Below are 15,775 nucleotides of genomic sequence, written 5' to 3'. Positions count from 1 at the left end.
TGGAGAAATCAATGAATGACACCACGCGTCCGGGCTTTCTGACGCCGATGGGGGCATCGCCACACTACGACGATGCACTTGATGTCGATCTTACCGGCTGGATTGTCGGCGTATCAGGCCTGCCGCCGGAAATGGTGATGGCGAAGTGGAGCGATCCACCACCTGCCACGCCTGAGGCCGGCATTACCTGGTGTGACTTTTTTACCAACGTGAAGCAGGCGGAAGCGTCTTTCTTCCACTCGCAGGACAGCGATCAAAGCGTACTTCAGAGCACCGAGTCCGTGGACGTGACCTGTGGCTTTTATGGCCCCGGCGCTCAGGCCGTTGCCGCGCTTTTTCGTGATGGCCTGAACGTGCCGCAAAACAACGCCGAGCTTAACCGACTGGGCCTGACGTTTTTGCAGTGCGGCGACATTACGCCGGACCCTGAATTTATCAATAACCAGTGGCTACGCCGCTACACCCTCACCGTGGCGCTAAAGCGCAGTATTGCCCGGCGCTACGGTATTCGTTCCATCCTTTCATCCGCAGTAAAAATCATTGGAGAGTAAGCTATGTCACAGGGTTTACCTGTATCTAACATTGTCAGCGTGACAGTGAATATGGCGCCGCGTGCGGCGCAGTCCCGTAACTATGGTGCGCTGCTGGTCGTAGGCGCGAGCAACGTTATTGACGCCAAAGAGCGTATGCGAGCTTATTCCAGCCTGAGCGGCGTAGCCGCCGATTTTGGTCTGGAAGCGCCGGAATACAAAGCCGCCAGCCTCTACTACCAGCAGTCCCCGCAGCCTGCCGACCTGTATATCGGGCGCTGGGTTAAAGAAGGCGGCGAGGGCAAAGCCGGAGAAACCATCGCCGAATGCGTCTCCGCGCTGAGTGCGCACTCGACCGACTGGTATGGTCTGGTGATTGCCGACGATACCCTTACCGATGAAGGCGTGCTGGCCGTGGCGGCGGTTATTGAAGGCGACGGCGTTTCCCGTATCTTTGGTCATACTTCCGCCAGCGCTAAAGTGTTGGATGCTAACGACAGCACCGATGTCTTCAGCAAGCTGAAAGCGGCTAAGTTCGCCCGCACTTTTGGTCAGTACTCCAGCGCCACGCCGTTTGCGGCAGCCTCCCTGTTTGGCCGCGCGTTTACCGTAAACTTCAACGGCAATAACACCACCATTACCCTGAAATTCAAGCAGGAACCGGGGATTACCGCAGAAACGCTGACCCAAACGCAAATCAATGCTCTTTCCGCGAAAAATGCCAACGTCTTTGTGAATTACAACAACGATACCGCCATTATTCAGGAAGGCGTAATGAGCAACGGCAGCTTCATCGATGAGCGCCACGGCCTGGACTGGCTGCAAAACTATGTGCAGACCAACCTCTATAACCTGCTTTACACCAGCACCACAAAAATCCCGCAAACCGATGCCGGTGTTACCCGTCTGCTGAGCAACGTTGAGCACTCCATGGCGCAGGCGGTCACCAATGGTCTGGTCGCACCGGGTGTCTGGAATGGCGCCGATATTGGCCAACTGGCCTCCGGCGACACGCTGACCAAAGGCTACTACGTTTACGCCCCAGCTGTAGCGACTCAGGCGCAGTCAGACCGCGAGGCGCGTAAGGCGCCAGTGATTCAGGTGGCCTGCAAACTGGCGGGTGCCGTGCACTTCGCTGACGTCGAAATCAATGTTGTTCGTTAAGGAGATTTAAATGGGTACTTATTCTTTTATGGATGTGACGGCTTCTCTTGTGGGGCCAACCGGCGTGATTGATTTGGGCGCGGGCAGTGCGAACGGTGATGCCGGGATCAAAGTGGAAATGGCTGGCACAAAAAACACGATGACCGTCGGCATAGACGGTGAGGTGATGCATAACCTCTCTCCGGCTAAAAACGGTTCGATCACCGTGACGCTGATGAAAACTTCCCCGGTGAATAAAAAGCTGATGCAGGCCTACAACGCCCAAACCCTCTCTTCGGCCCTGTGGGGTAAGAACACGATTGTGGTGCGCAACACTTCCTCCGGCGATTTGGTTTCGGCCAGCAGTGTGGCGTTTTCTCAGCTTCCAGCGAACAGCAATGGCAAAGATGCTGGCACCATGGACTGGAAGTTTGACTGCGGCAAAATCGATCAGCTGCTCGGGGAGTTCTAAGCCATGGAAATTACCCTGAAAGCGGTGAACTACCGCATTGGCAAGCTCGGCGTTTTCGAGCAACTTAGCGTTGCGCGGAAGCTACTGCCGGTTCTGGCTGGCGTTGTGGGTGATTTTCGCAGCTTGCAGGGTAAGGAGGGCGGAAACGCCCTCGAAACCGTGCTGCCAAAAATTGCCCGCACCCTTGCCGACCTCAGCGAGGAAGATTGCAACACCATTCTGTATCCGTGCCTCTCGGTCGTGGCGCGCGAACACATGAAGGGCTGGGTGCCGGTCTTTAGTCAGGGCGCATTGTCCTTTGACGATATCGACCTGATGACGCTGCTGCAGCTGGTGGCCCGGGTGGTGGCCGACTCGCTGGGAAATTTTTTGCAAGAACTCCCCGGGAGCGAAAACCCGGCCCCGCCAGCGGCCTGAGGCTGGAGGCGCTGCCGGGCGGGGAAGATTACATTCTTCGCCCGGCGGAGGTCTTCGGCCTCAGCTGGCTGGATCTGAAAAGCGGCGCGGTGGATCTCAACGACATTGCGCTGATGAATGATTACCTTGAGATGCAGGCCGAGAATAAGGCCTGTATCACACGCTGGAGAGAGGAAAATGAGCGCTAGCACACAGCTTGTTCCTTACGTCCCGATCCCAGATTTTTTTTATCAAGAAGACCTTAGCTCGCGAATCAACGCCGCTTTTGGGGAACTGGATAAAACGCTGAAAAAGGGAAAAGAAGAGGCGGCAAAAGTTGATTTTGAAAAACTGGCTAAAAGTTTCGAAAACTTCAGTAATCAGCTGCTTTCTCCGCTAACTAAAGCGGGATCCTGGTTTGAAAAGCGGCTGTCTGGCATCGAGAAGGATGCACAGGCAGCTCAATCTCTGAACGCCGATTTAGAGGCTTACAAGGCACTGCAATACGGTGCCAGTCAGTCAGGGGCGGACATTGGTGCGCTGCAAAAGTCGATTAAAAGCGTCAGTGAGTATGTGAACGGTGACTCGCTGCACGAGAGCCTGTTGAAAAGTCTCGGCGTAAAAACGCATGATGACGCTGGCTTAAAGCGGGATAACGCAGATATTTTCACGCAGGTTGCCCGTTCTTTGGGCACAGTGAACAGAGACAGCGCCGATTTCTATGCATTGAATCTGGGGATTGATGACGACACGCTGCATGCGATGCAGCGCGGATTAGGCCAGTTTGCCGAAGAGTATCAGGACTTGTCCCTCCGCATAGGCGGAAGCGCAGAGCAAAGCGCCGACCAGTCCGAAAAATTTATGCAGTCCTGGCGTAAAGCGGACTCCGTGTTTGATTTGTTAGTAGCAAAATCAGGCGGCGATCTGGCCGAAAAATTGGCTGAGCCCGTTGAGAGACTGGCCGAAAAAATGCTGGTTAAAGCGCCACAAATTGAACGCGTGTTGGACAAAATTGGCGCCGTCGTTGAACAGTTTGCTGACATTTTCGTTGATGCACTGAGCGGCACCATCGACTGGGTTACCGACGTGATGGCCTGGTGGGATCGCCTTGACGAAGGTTCTCAGGGGCTAATCGGTGGTTTAGCGTGGCTTACCGCGGCCTGGCTGGTTCTGAACAGCGCATTTCTCGCTTCCCCTGTCGGGATTATCCTCTGGCTGGCTGCGGCCATTGGCCTGCTTTATAACGACTACCAGAAATGGAAAGCTGGGCAAGAGAGCTTTATTGACTGGGGAGAGTGGGGACCGGTTATTGAAATGGCTGCGGACACGATCGGTAGCCTCGCGAAAACCATAAAAGATCTTATTGTTGATATTGGCAGCCTACTGGGCATCGATTTTAGCAAGTGGTCTATCAGCACCATCTTTAAGGGGCTTCTGGACAACTTTAATCAGTTAGGCGCCACGCTAAGACTGATTGGGAGTCTGATCAATGCGCTAAAAGAGGGGAACTGGGCAGAAGCAGCCAATATCGGAAAGTCATTGGTAGCAAACGGTCTGTTCCAGACGCCGGCGACCAAAATTGCGGATGGCGCAGCAGGCATTATTAAAGAGAAGCTCTCTAAGGGATGGCACACATTCCAGGGCTGGCTTGCTGGAGATGAAGAAAAAGGCTCTGGCGGTAAGTTATCCAATGCTGTCAATAATCTCAGTCAACCCGATCCTGTCTCAATGTTGCTTCCGGCGTGGGGGGCCAACAATGAACGCCTGGCGACTTCGGGAGATTTTTCCACGGCGAACAACAGCACTACGCATTCACCCACGATTAACAGTAATACCCATATCGTCGTGAATGGCGTCTCTGAACCTCGTCTGGCGGCGACCGAGACATCTCAGCGCTTGTTCAATGTTCATTCTCAGCTGGCGCAGCAGTATGACAGGAGGATGAGCTAATGGATATTTTTGGTGCTTACTTTCAGCCACGCACGAGCTTCTCCGGTTTTCTGGTGCCGGATGTGGTGATCAACGAACTCCACACGGACACGCTAAAAATTGCTTCTCATCCCGTCGAGTTTGGCCCGAATATCAGCGACCATGCCTGGGCAGAGCCCGGTGAGGTAACGATTGATTGCTTCTTTAAAGCCGGTGGTTCGATGGTCGATTTTACCAATACGATCGACATCAGCCCCAGACTCAACGCGGGCGCCAGTCCGGCACAGATTTACCAGCAGTTGCTTGATCTACAGACCAAAGCAGAACCCTTTAGGGTCATCACCCGCCGCCGCTCCTACGACAATATGCTGATCAAAACGTTGACGGTGACGACCGGCGTCAAATCGGAAAACATTCTTGGCTGCAAACTGGTGTTGACCGAAGTATTGATGACGGCCACGGAAGCACGCCCTGCGCCGCCTAAAACGGCGATGGATGAAGGGGTAACGACGGCTTCGGTCGGTGATAAGGGCGAAAAAGTGGTTACCACTCCCATGGGGGCGGGAAAAATTACGCCACTTCAGCCTGATAAAAAATGAGGAGAGACGATGTCAATTGCAGAAATTCCCCTCAGCGCGGATAACCAGGTCTTTACGATCCAACTTGCCGGACAGACCCTGCGCATGCGGCTGCTTTATCGGGATGTTGCCGGCTGGGTCCTGGATATTCTCGATGCTGACAATCAGCCTGTTGTGAACGGGATCCCGCTGGTGGCCGGTGCCGATTTATTGGTGCCATATAGCTGGCTTGGTTTTGGCGGAGGGCTATGGGTTGGCTGTGATAATGAGGCTCAGGATTACCCGAGCAAAACCGATCTCGGGCGCGGTAGCCATCTTTACTTCGTGACGGCAGATTAAGGAGGGGAGATGAATCAAAACTGGTCTCGCCACTTTGAGCTCCAGCTGCTGAAGGAAGACGGCAGCGGCATTGCGCTCTCTGGTTTTAAGGTGACGTTTAAAATCGACTGGCATGCCGGCAGCTCACCCAAAACGGCCGAGGTGAAAATCTACAACCTCTCGCCGGACAATGTGAATCGTATTGCTCAGAAGGAGTACAGCAAAATCCGGCTGATTGCGGGCTACAACGGATTAGAACCGGTGGTAAGCAATAGTGAAGTGGGGAAAATCCGGGTTGTTGAACCTGTCGAGTGGGGGCCGCGCGACGGCATGAACTTTGGGGTGATCTTCAGCGGCGACATTCGCATCTGGATGACGGGGCGAGAGGATACCCCTGATGACTGGATTATAATTCAGGCCATTGATGGCCATGAGGCGCTAATGTCCGCCGTGCTTAGCGCCACGCTTGCTAAAGGCTACACGGTATATGACATGTACCAGTTTGCGGCAGGGGCGCTGAAACCTTTTGGCATTCTGCCCGGTAGGCTGCCGCCTTTTCCCGAAACAAAGTTTCCCAGAGGGTATACCTTCCACGGCAAGGTTAGCAGTTATCTCGATCAAATCGGAAAGCTGTGCAAGGCCACCTGGAAGTTGTCGAATGACAGACTGGACTATTTCAACGCGACTGAAAAAGCACACCCGCCGGTGAGTCTTAACAGCCAGAGTGGCCTGATTGGACGGCCGCAAACATCAACCAATGCTGGCGTAACCCTGAAATGCCTGATTAATCCCACAATCCTGCTCCACGGTCAGGTGCAGTTAGATCAAAACACGCTCTATAAGCCTGAGCTGCTTGCTAAGGATGACTATATTCGCCCCTCGCCGGACGGCGTGTACGACATTTATGGCATTACCTACAACGGGGATACCCGTGGGGATCAATGGTATATGACCATGATGTGCTTCCCGGCAGGCCAGCAAGTTAATGATGTGGAAGAGGCGTGGAAAAAACATTCCGCCTCTAATAAATAAAAGCCAGACCCGCCTTTGCGGGTTTTTTTATCCCTGGAGGAATCATGGCTCTGACGACTTCGGCTCTCAGCGGTGAGCTGGCCGATACGCTTGCGTCCAGCCGGGCCGCATTAAGCAACGATCTTCGGGTCGCGTTACCCGGCATCATTCAGTCTTTTGATCCGCTATCAGTGACCTGTGAAGTGGCACCGGCTATCCGGGGCGCGAAGGCGAGCCGCGATGGCACAATTGCTTCAGTCGCCTATCCGCTGCTGGTGGATGTGCCGGTTGTTTTCCCGCATGGCGGAGGGTGCTCGCTGACGTTTCCGCTTAAAGCGGGAGACGAATGCCTGGTTATTTTCGCCGATCGCGCCATCGACTTTTGGTGGCAAAGCGGAGGCATTCAGGAGCCGGTCGATGCCCGTCAGCACTCGTTGTCGGATGCCTTCGTGCTGCCTGGCCCTCAGTCACAGGCGAAAAAAATCAGCGGCATCAGCACTTCGGCGGTTCAGCTACGCAGCGAAGACGGCAAAGCCTTTGTTGAGCTGGATCCTAGCAGCCACAGCATCATGCTCGCTACGCCGGGAAAACTTACCGCGACGGCGGCCAGCATTGACCTTACCGGTGAGGTCAATATCAAAGGCAACGTGACCGTGAGCGGAGATGTTACTGCCAGCGGGATAAGCCTGACGAAGCACCGCCACGGCGGCGTGCAGTCCGGCGGTGCGAACACGGGAGGTCCGGTATGAAATACCGCAGAGAGAGCAGCGACGGAGATTACACCTTTGGTCAGGGAGAAAACACCTTCCTGGAAAACTCGCCGGAGTGCGTGGCTCAGGCGGTGAGTACCCGGCTCAAGCTATGGCAGGGTGAGTGGTTTCTGGATAACCGGACCGGCACACCTTACCGCCAGTCCGTTCTTGGCAAACAGCAGGATGACACCTGGGTATTAATGCTGATTGACCGCGCCAGCCAGACCATGGGCGTTAAGTCCGTGCTGGATGTCACCGCCGCGCGCACTGAAAAACGCACCGTAACCTTCACCGCCACCATCGACACCGTTTACGGTCCTACCACTTTAAACAGCGAGGCATAAATGGCCCTCAATTCTGAAACGCTGGGGTTATCGGCAACGGTAACGGCCCAGGGGATAACCGCGCCTGATTATCAAAGCCTGTTAGGGACTTTGATGGATGCGTTCAGGCAAATCTACGGCACCGATGCGTACCTGGAGCCGGACAGCAAAGACGGGCAGCTCATCTCGCTGGTGGCGCTGGCCATTCATGACGCTAACAATGCGGCGATTGCTTCTTACAACAGCTTTTCGCCTGTGACGGCAATGGGGCGGGCGTTATCTAGCAACGTTAAGATCAACGGTATTGTCAGGCGAGCAGCGACCTTCTCGACGGTCGATCTACTGCTAACGGGCATCCCCGGTACGACCATAACTCGCGGCTCTGTCAGAGATGACAGCGGCGTGACGTGGTTTTTGCCTGAGGGAGTGTCGATTGGTGTTGATGGATCGGTAATCGCCACCGCAACCTGCGCCAGCAGTGGCGTAATGGCGGCACCTGCGGGGTCCATCACCATCATGGGCACTCCAACGCGTGGCTGGACTGCGGTCACGAACCCTCAGGCCGCTACGTCAGGTGTTGCTGCGGAAACCGATGCCGAATTACGCATCCGGCAGTCGCAGAGCGTTGCCTTGCCTGCGCTCACGCCGTTCGAGGCGGTCGAGGGAGCAATTGCCAATATAGCAGGCGTTACCCGGCATAAGCTCTACGAAAATGATACCGGTGCTATCAACGCCAATGGCCTGCCTCCGCATGCCATCGCTGCGATTGTGGACGGCGGGGATGTGACGGAAATTGCTCAGACGATCAGGGGCAAAAAAGGCCAGGGCGTCGCCACCTTTGGCTCGACGTCCATTGTGGTGCCCGATCTCTACGGCAATCCCCACAGCATTGCTTTCTCTCGGTCCGGCAATGTGCCGATTTACGTCGACATCGTGCTGAAAGTGTTCACCGGCTATACGTCGCAAATCGGCGAGCAGATGAAGCAGGCGATTGCCGACTATATCAACGGGCTGGGGATTGGCGACAGCGTGCTGCTGAGCCGCATTTACTCACCGGCCAACCTGGGCGTAGTCAGCGGCGGGAAAGCGCGTTATTACGACATCTCCGACTTGCTGATCGGTAAATCTACCTCTGCGGTCGCGGCGGCTAACGTCAATATCGGCTACAGCGAAGCTGCCTCCTGCAGCGTGGACAACATCAATATCACGGTGAGCTCATGAGTAAATATACCGGGCGCATCACCAGCTACCACGCCAGTAAACCCCTGTTTTTTGCCCACGTGGATCTGAGTACCCGTCCTTTCACTGAGACCGCAATGACCACCGAAAGCCTGATCGATGCGTTTGATATCGACACTGCGGTTGGGGTTCAGCTTGATGCGCTGGGGCAGTGGATTGGGCGAAGCCGCATCGTTAGCCAGCCGATTTCCGGCGTCTATTTTAGCTGGGACACCGACGGGCTGGGTTACGACCAGGGCGTGTGGCAGGGGCCTTACGATCCCGATGCAGGCTACACCTCACTGAGCGATGAAACCTACCGCATCATCCTCAAGGCAAAAATCGCGATGAACAACTGGGACGGGCAGAACGACACGCTGCCCGCGATTCTGGACGCCGCCACGGCAGGCGCGGGGCTGCGAATGCAAATCGTCGACAACCAGGACATGACCATTTCTATCTGGGTGCTGCCGGAAACGGACATTGCTGACGTGTCCCTCGAGCTTCTCGCAGCCATCAAACAGGGCTACCTGACGGTGAAAGCCGCCGGCGTTTGGGCCGGAGACATTCAGACGCCTTCGGTAGAAGCGCCGTCGCAGGGTGGCAAATTCTTTGGGTTTGATATCAACAATCACTATATCGCCGGTTTTGACGACGGCGCATGGGAGAGGAAACTTTAATGGCTACAAATCAGTTTAAACCTTTTGCAACCAGGCCTGACGCCAACGTCACGCCGCAAAATGAATGGGAAAATTTGCCCGCGCTGTTAAGCGGCTTTGCCGGCGGTAAAGCCAGCAGCGCTCAGGTGAACAAAGCGCTGCGCCAGACGTCATTTATTGCCGCCGCGCTGGCCCAGTTCGTGAGCGATAAAAGCGGGCAGGACGTGCTGGACGACGGTGATATCACCGCCTTCCTGGCGAAGCTTACTTCAGGTTTTGGTAACCAATATCTCAGCCGCCAGAATCCGTTTGCGGATATTAAGGCCGACGGTGCCGCCGCGATTTCTTCGGCTCTCGCAAACCTTGGTTTGGGGGAAGGATCGGCTTTGCCGGTTGGTGTGCCTGTTCCGTGGGCGTTGTCTGTAGCGCCGGCAGGATGGTTGAAATGCAATGGCGCAGCGTTTTCAGCGGCTCAATATCCAAAACTTGCACAGGTATATCCCGCGCTTGTATTGCCTGATTTACGTGGGATTTTTATTAGAGGGTTTGATGATGGGAGAAATATTGATCCAGGGAGAAACCTTTTATCATTCGCATCAGATAAATTTAGGTCACATACACATTCATTGTTATTTGGTAATGGTGATGGGGGAGAGGTTCCTGCTGTGCATGAAGCTTTCCGAAAAAGTTCTGCGTTAAGTTATTATGCAGCCGCGGGGAAAAGCGGGCTTTATATAACTCCTGAAGGTGACAATGAAACAGCGCCGTGCAACATCGTCTTTAACTATATTGTAAGGGCAGCATAATGAATGAGGCTAAATTAAATAATGAACAAATATCTCTGGTTGCAGGTGACATTATTATTTATAGCTATGATGAGAAAACCAGAGAATTAATTTTTTCATCCGTTGAATATATTCCTTTAGGTGTTGGAATACCTGCATACTCATGTGTTGAACAGCCGGGTGAAAGTAAAAAAGGTTTTGCCATTTGCCGAAATGCCAATCTTACGGCTTGGGAATATATCCCCGACAACAGGGGGGAAACGGTTTATAGTACGCTTGATGGTGAAAAAATCACTATTTCAAAGCTGGGGGGTTATCCATCAGACACAACGACAATCGCCCCTGCAACAGCCTATGATAAATGGGATGGCGAAAAATGGGTGACGGACATTGACGCAAAGAAAAAAGACGATATTTCTGATGCAGAACTAAAACGGCAAACCTTGTTAAGTGAAGCAAATAATATCACTGCTGACTGGAGAACAGAACTCACCCTGGGTATTATCAGCGATACTGATAAAGAGAAATTAATCGTCTGGATGGAATATATCAAAGCGGCGAAGGCGATAGATACCTCCACCGCGCCAGATATCAAATGGCCTATCGCTCCGAGTCAGTAGCATCAATTAATATGGGCTCGCCGTTTTCATTAACTGCGAGCATCTTTCCTTGGGGCATAGATGATGACGTAAAGAACCAATTATCATCCGACAGCGAAACCGCACCTGTAATATCATGTATACCAGGTAAAGCTTCAGTCATTGTAGTAGAATTGAAGTAACGCATAGTGATCCCTTCATTAATTGGATGGGCAGTGAACTCGCCAGGAAAAACCATATCCTGATGGGCCGCCACTTATAAATTGACAACGAGCTTTAAATCCGCTAGTTGTTATTGTGTTGTCTACAACCATAGAAACATGCAGTTGCTGAACTGATGACCCGAGGTCGAAACTCAAATGTTCAGCCGTGGATATATTCATAGCCACTTTGGGTAAGGTTATAGGAAAAATAACGGTCGCAAGACCATCGACAATAGTGGAATTATAGCCACTCAGCTCAATAGAACCATCTGACCAGATAGTCCAATCGCCATTAACGTTGCTCCCCCGGCTAGTGACAAACTTCGCATTCCCCAAACCAACCTTTAAGAAAATGCACATCCTGCCGCGCCGTGGCATGCTCTCAGCCTTTTGTGAGGCAAAACGTCATGCTGGTAGGCTATGTCAGGGTGTCAACAAATGACCAAAATACTGCGCTGCAGAAAAATGCGCTGGAGTGTGCAGGATGTGAGCTGATTTTTGAGGATAAAATCAGCGGTAAAACGGCGGACAGGCCAGGGTTAAAAAAAGTGCTCAGAACGCTGAGTGAAGGCGATACGCTTGTTGTCTGGAAGCTGGACCGGCTTGGGCGCAGCATGCGCCACCTTGTTTCGCTGATTGAGGAACTGCGTACGCGCGGGATTAACTTCCGTAGCCTGACGGACAGCATTGATACCTCCACGCCGATGGGGCGATTTTTCTTTCACGTGATGGGCGCTTTGGCCGAGATGGAACGCGAGCTTATCGTCGAAAGAACCCGCGCTGGGCTGGCGGCGGCCAGAGCTGAAGGGCGAATTGGCGGGCGTCGGCCTAAACTGTCGGCAACGCAATGGGCACAGGCCGGGAGGCTAATTGCTGCCGGAGAAACAAGGCAGCAGGTGGCGATTATTTACGATGTCGGCGTCTCTACGCTGTATAAAAAATTTCCGGCAAATGCGAAATCCTAAACCAGCTTCTTCACCAGCGCCTCGCTCTGGCGGATCCGCTCCGGCGCGTTTTCCAGGTCCTGCTGCACCAGCGCCATAAATAGCAGATCGGTCAACATCATCTGGGCGCTGGTAGAGGAAATTGCGGCGCTGCGCGTGGCCTGTTCTTCCGCAATGGTATACAGGCACAGGCTGGCGCGCTGCTGCAGGGCGTTAGGCGTGAAGCCGGTAATCGCGAGGATTTTCGCGCCAGCGTTCAGCGCTTCATCGGCGGCCAGATTGATCTCACGGCGCTCGCCCGAGTAAGAAATAGCGAGGAGCACGTCTTCCGGCGTCATCGCCTGCACGGTTGCCAGCAGGGCATGCATATCCTGCTCGGCGACGGCGTGAATACCAATCTTCATCAACTTCCACGAGAAATTCTTCGCCACCAGGCCAGAGGCGCCTATTCCCACGAGCAGCACGCGCCGCGCATTGCGCAGCAGCGAAACGCTCGCCAGCAATTTATCTTCCGCATTAATATCCAGCGTGGCGTGCATCGCCGCGATATTCTCTTTAATCAATTTTTCCCCAACAAGCCTCAGCGGATCGTCACCTAAAATTTGGTTATGAACCGGGACAGAGTTAGGATTTTGACCGCTCGCCAGCGCTTCGCTGATCGCCAGTTTCATTGCCGGGAAGCCTTTGAACCCCAGTTTCTGCGCGAATTTTACGACGCTGGACTGGCTGACACCGGCTTCTTCCGCCAGCTGCTGTGAACTGAGGTGGCGTGCGCGATCGGGCTCAGCGAGCAAAAAGTCGGCCAGCTTGCGGTCACTCTGGGCCAGCATGGCGTAACGGCTTCGAATGCGCAGTAAACAGTTCATTTCACCTCCGGGGCGGCACTTCTGATAACGACTTGCTCTGGTAAGCATTTGAGCGAATTATAAATTCCATTATAGAGCAATGTTGCCGAATTAAATATTCTGTTGTGTTCAACCTGCCAGCCAGCAAGGCGCGCGGAAAATCGCGGGGCTATCTGTTAGGCTTTAGCTGGCGTTGTTTCGTCAACGCGAGTCTAAAAGGAGCCTGAATTGACACCCCATCACCCGCGCCGCGTCGTCTTTTTTGACCTGGATGGCACCCTGCATCAGCAGGACATGTTCGGCAGCTTCCTGTTTTATCTCCTGCGCCGCCTGCCGCTGAACGTGCCGTTGGTTATTATCTTGTTGCCGCTGATTGGCGGCATGATGCTGATCAAAGGCAGCGCGGCCCGCCAGCCGATGAGCCTGCTGTTATGGGGCATCACGTTTGGGCGCAGCGAGGCCCGGCTTCAGCGGCTACAAAGCGAGTTTGTCGCCTGGTTCCGGCAGAAGGTGAGGGCATTTCCCGTCGTCCAGCAGCGCCTCACGGATTATCTGCACAGCCCGGATGCCGACGTCTGGTTGATTACCGGTTCACCGCAGCCGCTGGTGGAAAAAGTCTATTTTGATACGCCGTGGCTGCCGGAGGTCAAAGTGATTGCCAGCCAGATTGCACGGGCTCACGGCGGCTGGATATTGACCCTGCGCTGTCTGGGCCATGAGAAAGTGGTTCAGCTGGAGCAGCATCTTGGCGCGCCGCTGCGGCTTTACAGCGGCTACAGCGACAGCCATCAGGATAATCCCTTACTCTATTTCTGCGAGCACCGCTGGCGCGTCACGCCTCAGGGGGAACTGCAGCAGCTTAAGTGAGGCGTTTTGAATCCGTTAAGCGGTGTGTATAATGCGCCGCCCACTTTTGCCGCGGAGAGCATTGTGTCAGACACAGAATTTACCCATGAACACTGGATGCGCCACGCCCTGACCCTCGCTCAACGAGCCTGGGATGAAGGCGAAGTGCCCGTCGGTGCGGTGCTGGTACACAATAATCAGGTCATAGGTGAAGGCTGGAATCGCCCTATAGGTCGCCACGATCCTACGGCTCACGCGGAGATCATGGCGCTGCGTCAGGGCGGTCTGGTACTGCAAAATTACCGTCTGCTGGATACCACGCTCTATGTCACGCTCGAACCTTGCGTCATGTGCGCGGGGGCGATGGTGCATAGCCGCATTGGCCATTTAGTGTTTGGGGCGCGTGACGCTAAAACCGGGGCGATAGGCTCGCTGATGGACGTGCTCGGCCACCCCGGCATGAACCATCAGGTGCAGGTCAGTGAAGGGGTGCTCGCGACAGAGTGCTCAGCCATGCTGAGCGATTTTTTTCGTGCTCGTCGCCTGGAGAAAAAGGCCCTAAAGGAAAAGGCCCGTAAGACGGACTAGTCAGCTCCACCGGGGCAACCGCAGGGTAAGCCTCGGCAAATTTATCTGCCTGGATCGCCTTCTTCTGTTTCTCCTGCAAATACCCTTCCAGACTTAGCTGATACTTGCGGATGTTTTCTACATACGCGTAAGCCTCGTGTCCACGAGCATATCCATAGGTTGTTTTGCTGTAATAAGGCTTCAGGCTCAGCAACGGCAGGCGTGTTTTCACATCGGCCCAGCTGTCCGGGTTGCCTTTCTGTTTGGCCGTTAGCTGACGGGCATCCAGCATGTGGGCATAGCCCATGTTATAGGCCGCCAGCGCGAACCAGATACGCTCGTACTCCGGTACCGTGGCCGGGACCTTGCTCATCATATCTTTCAGATACCGGCTGCCGCCGCTGATGCTCTGTTCGGCATCCAGCCTGTCGGTGATGCCGAGACTTTGGGCCGTATTTTTTGTCAACATCATTAACCCGCGCACGCCCGTCGGCGAAGTCGCGTGAGTATCCCAGTGGGATTCCTGATAGGAAATGGCAGCCAGCAGCGGCCAGTCAATGTCGTCGGAGTACTTTTCAAACAGCGGCTGGAGTTCCGGCAAAACGGCATCCACCGCGTTCAGGAAGGTTCGGGTATCGACGTAATCAAAATCGCCAATATGGCCCAGGTATTTCTCCTCAACCCTTGCCAGCGTACCGTCGCTGCTGATCTTATTATAGAAATCGAGCAGCGCGGCGCTCATGCTGTCGTCGCCATCGCGTTTAGAGAACCAGGTGACCGGTTGTTCATCCGTGACGTCCAGGGCAACGGCCAGTTGGGGATGCACGCGCTGGAAAAGACTGATGGCGATGGAGTCTGAGATGGTAAACGCGATATTGCCGTCAATCACCTGCTGCAAGAGCTGGTTGCTGGTTTGTTTGGCGTCAATGCTCCAGCTCAGGTCGGGGTACTGAGCGTCTTTTAGCTTTTGCAGATCGCTCACCACCGCCTGGCCAGAAGAGAGCACCAGCTGCGATGGCTTGACGCCGCCGAGAGATTTGGGGCGCGGGCTACCCACGCGATAGACCATCTGCTGCGAAACGGAATAATAAGTTGGGCCCGCCAGGTAGTCGCTGCTGCGGCGAGAGTTATACACCAGGCCGGCGGCGAGCAGGTCGGCATTGTCGTTGTCCAGGTCATCAAACAGCTCGTTAATGTTTGGCCGCACGACCACTAACAGCTTCACGCCCAGGTAGTCTGCAAACTGTTTAGCGAGTTCGTAATCGAGGCCCGTTGCCTTGCCGTTAATCATCGTCCAGGTCAGCGGCGATGAAATGGTACTGACGCGCAAAACCCCCCGCGCTTTGATCGCGGCGATACGGTTTTCGGCCTGATTGAAACCTGGAATGGAGGGCCATAAAGCCACTGCCAGCAACAAGGTGACGATACCGATAAGCAGATAATTAATCTTTATTCTTTTCAAATAGATAACATTCTGCAGCAGGATGAGCCTTAGCCAACAATAACCATGATTTGTCTGAACCCCGTGAGTGAATGAGGCGCATTTTGCGTAAGAAAACGCCAGTAAGCAACTTTTAAGAATATATCGTTTACTTTTCGTGCAATAAAAACTTCTGCTGTTATTTCTACGCAAACGGTTTCGTCGCGGCGGAGGATT

At 54.1% G+C, this 15,775-nt stretch carries 20 protein-coding genes; 18 read left to right on the top strand and 2 right to left on the bottom strand.

The features are described from left to right. Nucleotides 1-11: 11 nt before the first annotated feature. The 16 genes from A936_RS15615 (at nt 12) to A936_RS15545 (ending at nt 11,881) form a co-directional block, all read left to right on the top strand. Nucleotides 12-551 carry a phage neck terminator protein gene (locus tag A936_RS15615; RefSeq protein WP_008459482.1) on the top strand — a complete coding sequence of 180 codons (540 nt, stop codon included), beginning with the start codon at nt 12-14 and terminating at the stop codon, nt 549-551. Nucleotides 552-554: 3 nt separating this feature from the next. After that, nucleotides 555-1,694 (top strand): DUF3383 domain-containing protein, encoded by a 1,140-nt coding sequence (locus A936_RS15610; RefSeq protein ID WP_008459481.1) that lies wholly within the window; start codon nt 555-557, stop codon nt 1,692-1,694. 10 nt (nt 1,695-1,704) lie between these two features. Beyond that, entirely contained in the window at nt 1,705-2,145 is a 441-nt protein-coding gene (locus tag A936_RS15605) for a phage structural protein (protein WP_008459480.1), read from the top strand. Between the two features lie 3 nt (nt 2,146-2,148). Then, complete coding sequence (locus A936_RS15600; RefSeq protein ID WP_008459479.1) at nt 2,149-2,562, top strand: phage tail assembly chaperone; 414 nt, start codon at nt 2,149-2,151, stop codon at nt 2,560-2,562. Between the two features lie 113 nt (nt 2,563-2,675). Beyond that, complete coding sequence (locus A936_RS24100; RefSeq protein ID WP_442892476.1) at nt 2,676-2,750, top strand: DUF6889 family protein; 75 nt, start codon at nt 2,676-2,678, stop codon at nt 2,748-2,750. Continuing rightward, nucleotides 2,740-4,491 carry a phage tail tape measure protein gene (locus A936_RS15595; protein ID WP_008459478.1) on the top strand — a complete coding sequence of 584 codons (1,752 nt, stop codon included), beginning with the start codon at nt 2,740-2,742 and terminating at the stop codon, nt 4,489-4,491. The genes A936_RS24100 and A936_RS15595 overlap by 11 nt, the downstream gene beginning before the upstream one ends. Next, the gene (locus A936_RS15590) at nt 4,491-5,069 is read left to right on the top strand and encodes a phage baseplate protein (RefSeq protein ID WP_008459477.1); all 579 of its coding nucleotides are present in this window, start codon (nt 4,491-4,493) and stop codon (nt 5,067-5,069) included. Before A936_RS15595 ends, A936_RS15590 begins: the two co-directional genes overlap by 1 nt. A gap of 9 nt (nt 5,070-5,078) precedes the next feature. Next, nucleotides 5,079-5,387 (top strand): phage baseplate plug family protein, encoded by a 309-nt coding sequence (locus A936_RS15585; protein WP_008459476.1) that lies wholly within the window; start codon nt 5,079-5,081, stop codon nt 5,385-5,387. Between the two features lie 9 nt (nt 5,388-5,396). Beyond that, nucleotides 5,397-6,398 (top strand): hypothetical protein, encoded by a 1,002-nt coding sequence (locus tag A936_RS15580; RefSeq protein WP_008459475.1) that lies wholly within the window; start codon nt 5,397-5,399, stop codon nt 6,396-6,398. Nucleotides 6,399-6,442: 44 nt separating this feature from the next. Further along, the gene (locus A936_RS15575) at nt 6,443-7,126 is read left to right on the top strand and encodes a Gp138 family membrane-puncturing spike protein (protein WP_008459474.1); all 684 of its coding nucleotides are present in this window, start codon (nt 6,443-6,445) and stop codon (nt 7,124-7,126) included. Then, on the top strand, nt 7,123-7,473 hold the full coding sequence (locus A936_RS15570) for a contractile injection system sheath initiator (RefSeq protein ID WP_008459473.1): 351 nt from the start codon (nt 7,123-7,125) through the stop codon (nt 7,471-7,473). Before A936_RS15575 ends, A936_RS15570 begins: the two co-directional genes overlap by 4 nt. Then, the gene (locus A936_RS15565) at nt 7,474-8,673 is read left to right on the top strand and encodes a baseplate J/gp47 family protein (protein ID WP_008459472.1); all 1,200 of its coding nucleotides are present in this window, start codon (nt 7,474-7,476) and stop codon (nt 8,671-8,673) included. Continuing rightward, a complete protein-coding gene (locus A936_RS15560) occupies nt 8,670-9,350 on the top strand; it encodes a DUF2612 domain-containing protein (RefSeq protein ID WP_008459471.1) in 681 nt (226 codons plus the stop codon). The genes A936_RS15565 and A936_RS15560 overlap by 4 nt, the downstream gene beginning before the upstream one ends. Continuing rightward, nucleotides 9,350-10,135, top strand: a complete 786-nt coding sequence (locus A936_RS15555; protein WP_008459470.1) for a tail fiber protein — start codon at nt 9,350-9,352, stop codon at nt 10,133-10,135. The genes A936_RS15560 and A936_RS15555 overlap by 1 nt, the downstream gene beginning before the upstream one ends. Continuing rightward, nucleotides 10,135-10,734 (top strand): tail fiber assembly protein, encoded by a 600-nt coding sequence (locus A936_RS15550; RefSeq protein ID WP_008459469.1) that lies wholly within the window; start codon nt 10,135-10,137, stop codon nt 10,732-10,734. The genes A936_RS15555 and A936_RS15550 overlap by 1 nt, the downstream gene beginning before the upstream one ends. A 589-nt stretch (nt 10,735-11,323) precedes the next feature. Further along, on the top strand, nt 11,324-11,881 hold the full coding sequence (locus tag A936_RS15545) for a recombinase family protein (RefSeq protein ID WP_008459468.1): 558 nt from the start codon (nt 11,324-11,326) through the stop codon (nt 11,879-11,881). Here A936_RS15545 and A936_RS15540 read toward each other — a convergent pair. Next, nucleotides 11,878-12,726, bottom strand: a complete 849-nt coding sequence (locus A936_RS15540; RefSeq protein ID WP_008459467.1) for a MurR/RpiR family transcriptional regulator — start codon at nt 12,724-12,726, stop codon at nt 11,878-11,880. The genes A936_RS15545 and A936_RS15540 overlap by 4 nt on opposite strands. Nucleotides 12,727-12,933: 207 nt before the next feature. Between A936_RS15540 and yfhb the strand changes: the two genes are divergently transcribed. Both yfhb and tadA read left to right on the top strand, forming a co-directional pair. Beyond that, entirely contained in the window at nt 12,934-13,572 is a 639-nt protein-coding gene (gene yfhb / locus A936_RS15535; protein ID WP_008459466.1) for a phosphatidylglycerophosphatase C, read from the top strand. Between the two features lie 96 nt (nt 13,573-13,668). Then, nucleotides 13,669-14,139, top strand: a complete 471-nt coding sequence (tadA, locus tag A936_RS22905) for a tRNA adenosine(34) deaminase TadA (RefSeq protein ID WP_286175196.1) — start codon at nt 13,669-13,671, stop codon at nt 14,137-14,139. Here the strand turns inward: tadA and mltF are convergent. Further along, the gene (mltF, locus tag A936_RS15525; protein ID WP_008459464.1) at nt 14,030-15,580 is read right to left on the bottom strand and encodes a membrane-bound lytic murein transglycosylase MltF; all 1,551 of its coding nucleotides are present in this window, start codon (nt 15,578-15,580) and stop codon (nt 14,030-14,032) included. The two genes, tadA and mltF, sit on opposite strands and share 110 nt — an antisense overlap. Between the last annotated feature and the right edge of the window lie 195 nt (nt 15,581-15,775).

This window comes from Enterobacter sp. Ag1 (genome assembly GCA_000277545.1).
In the GTDB taxonomy this organism is placed as follows: Bacteria; Pseudomonadota; Gammaproteobacteria; order Enterobacterales; family Enterobacteriaceae; genus Cedecea.
The sequence above is the reverse complement of the archived record's forward strand: the minus strand, read 5'-3'. Positions and strand labels throughout refer to the sequence as shown.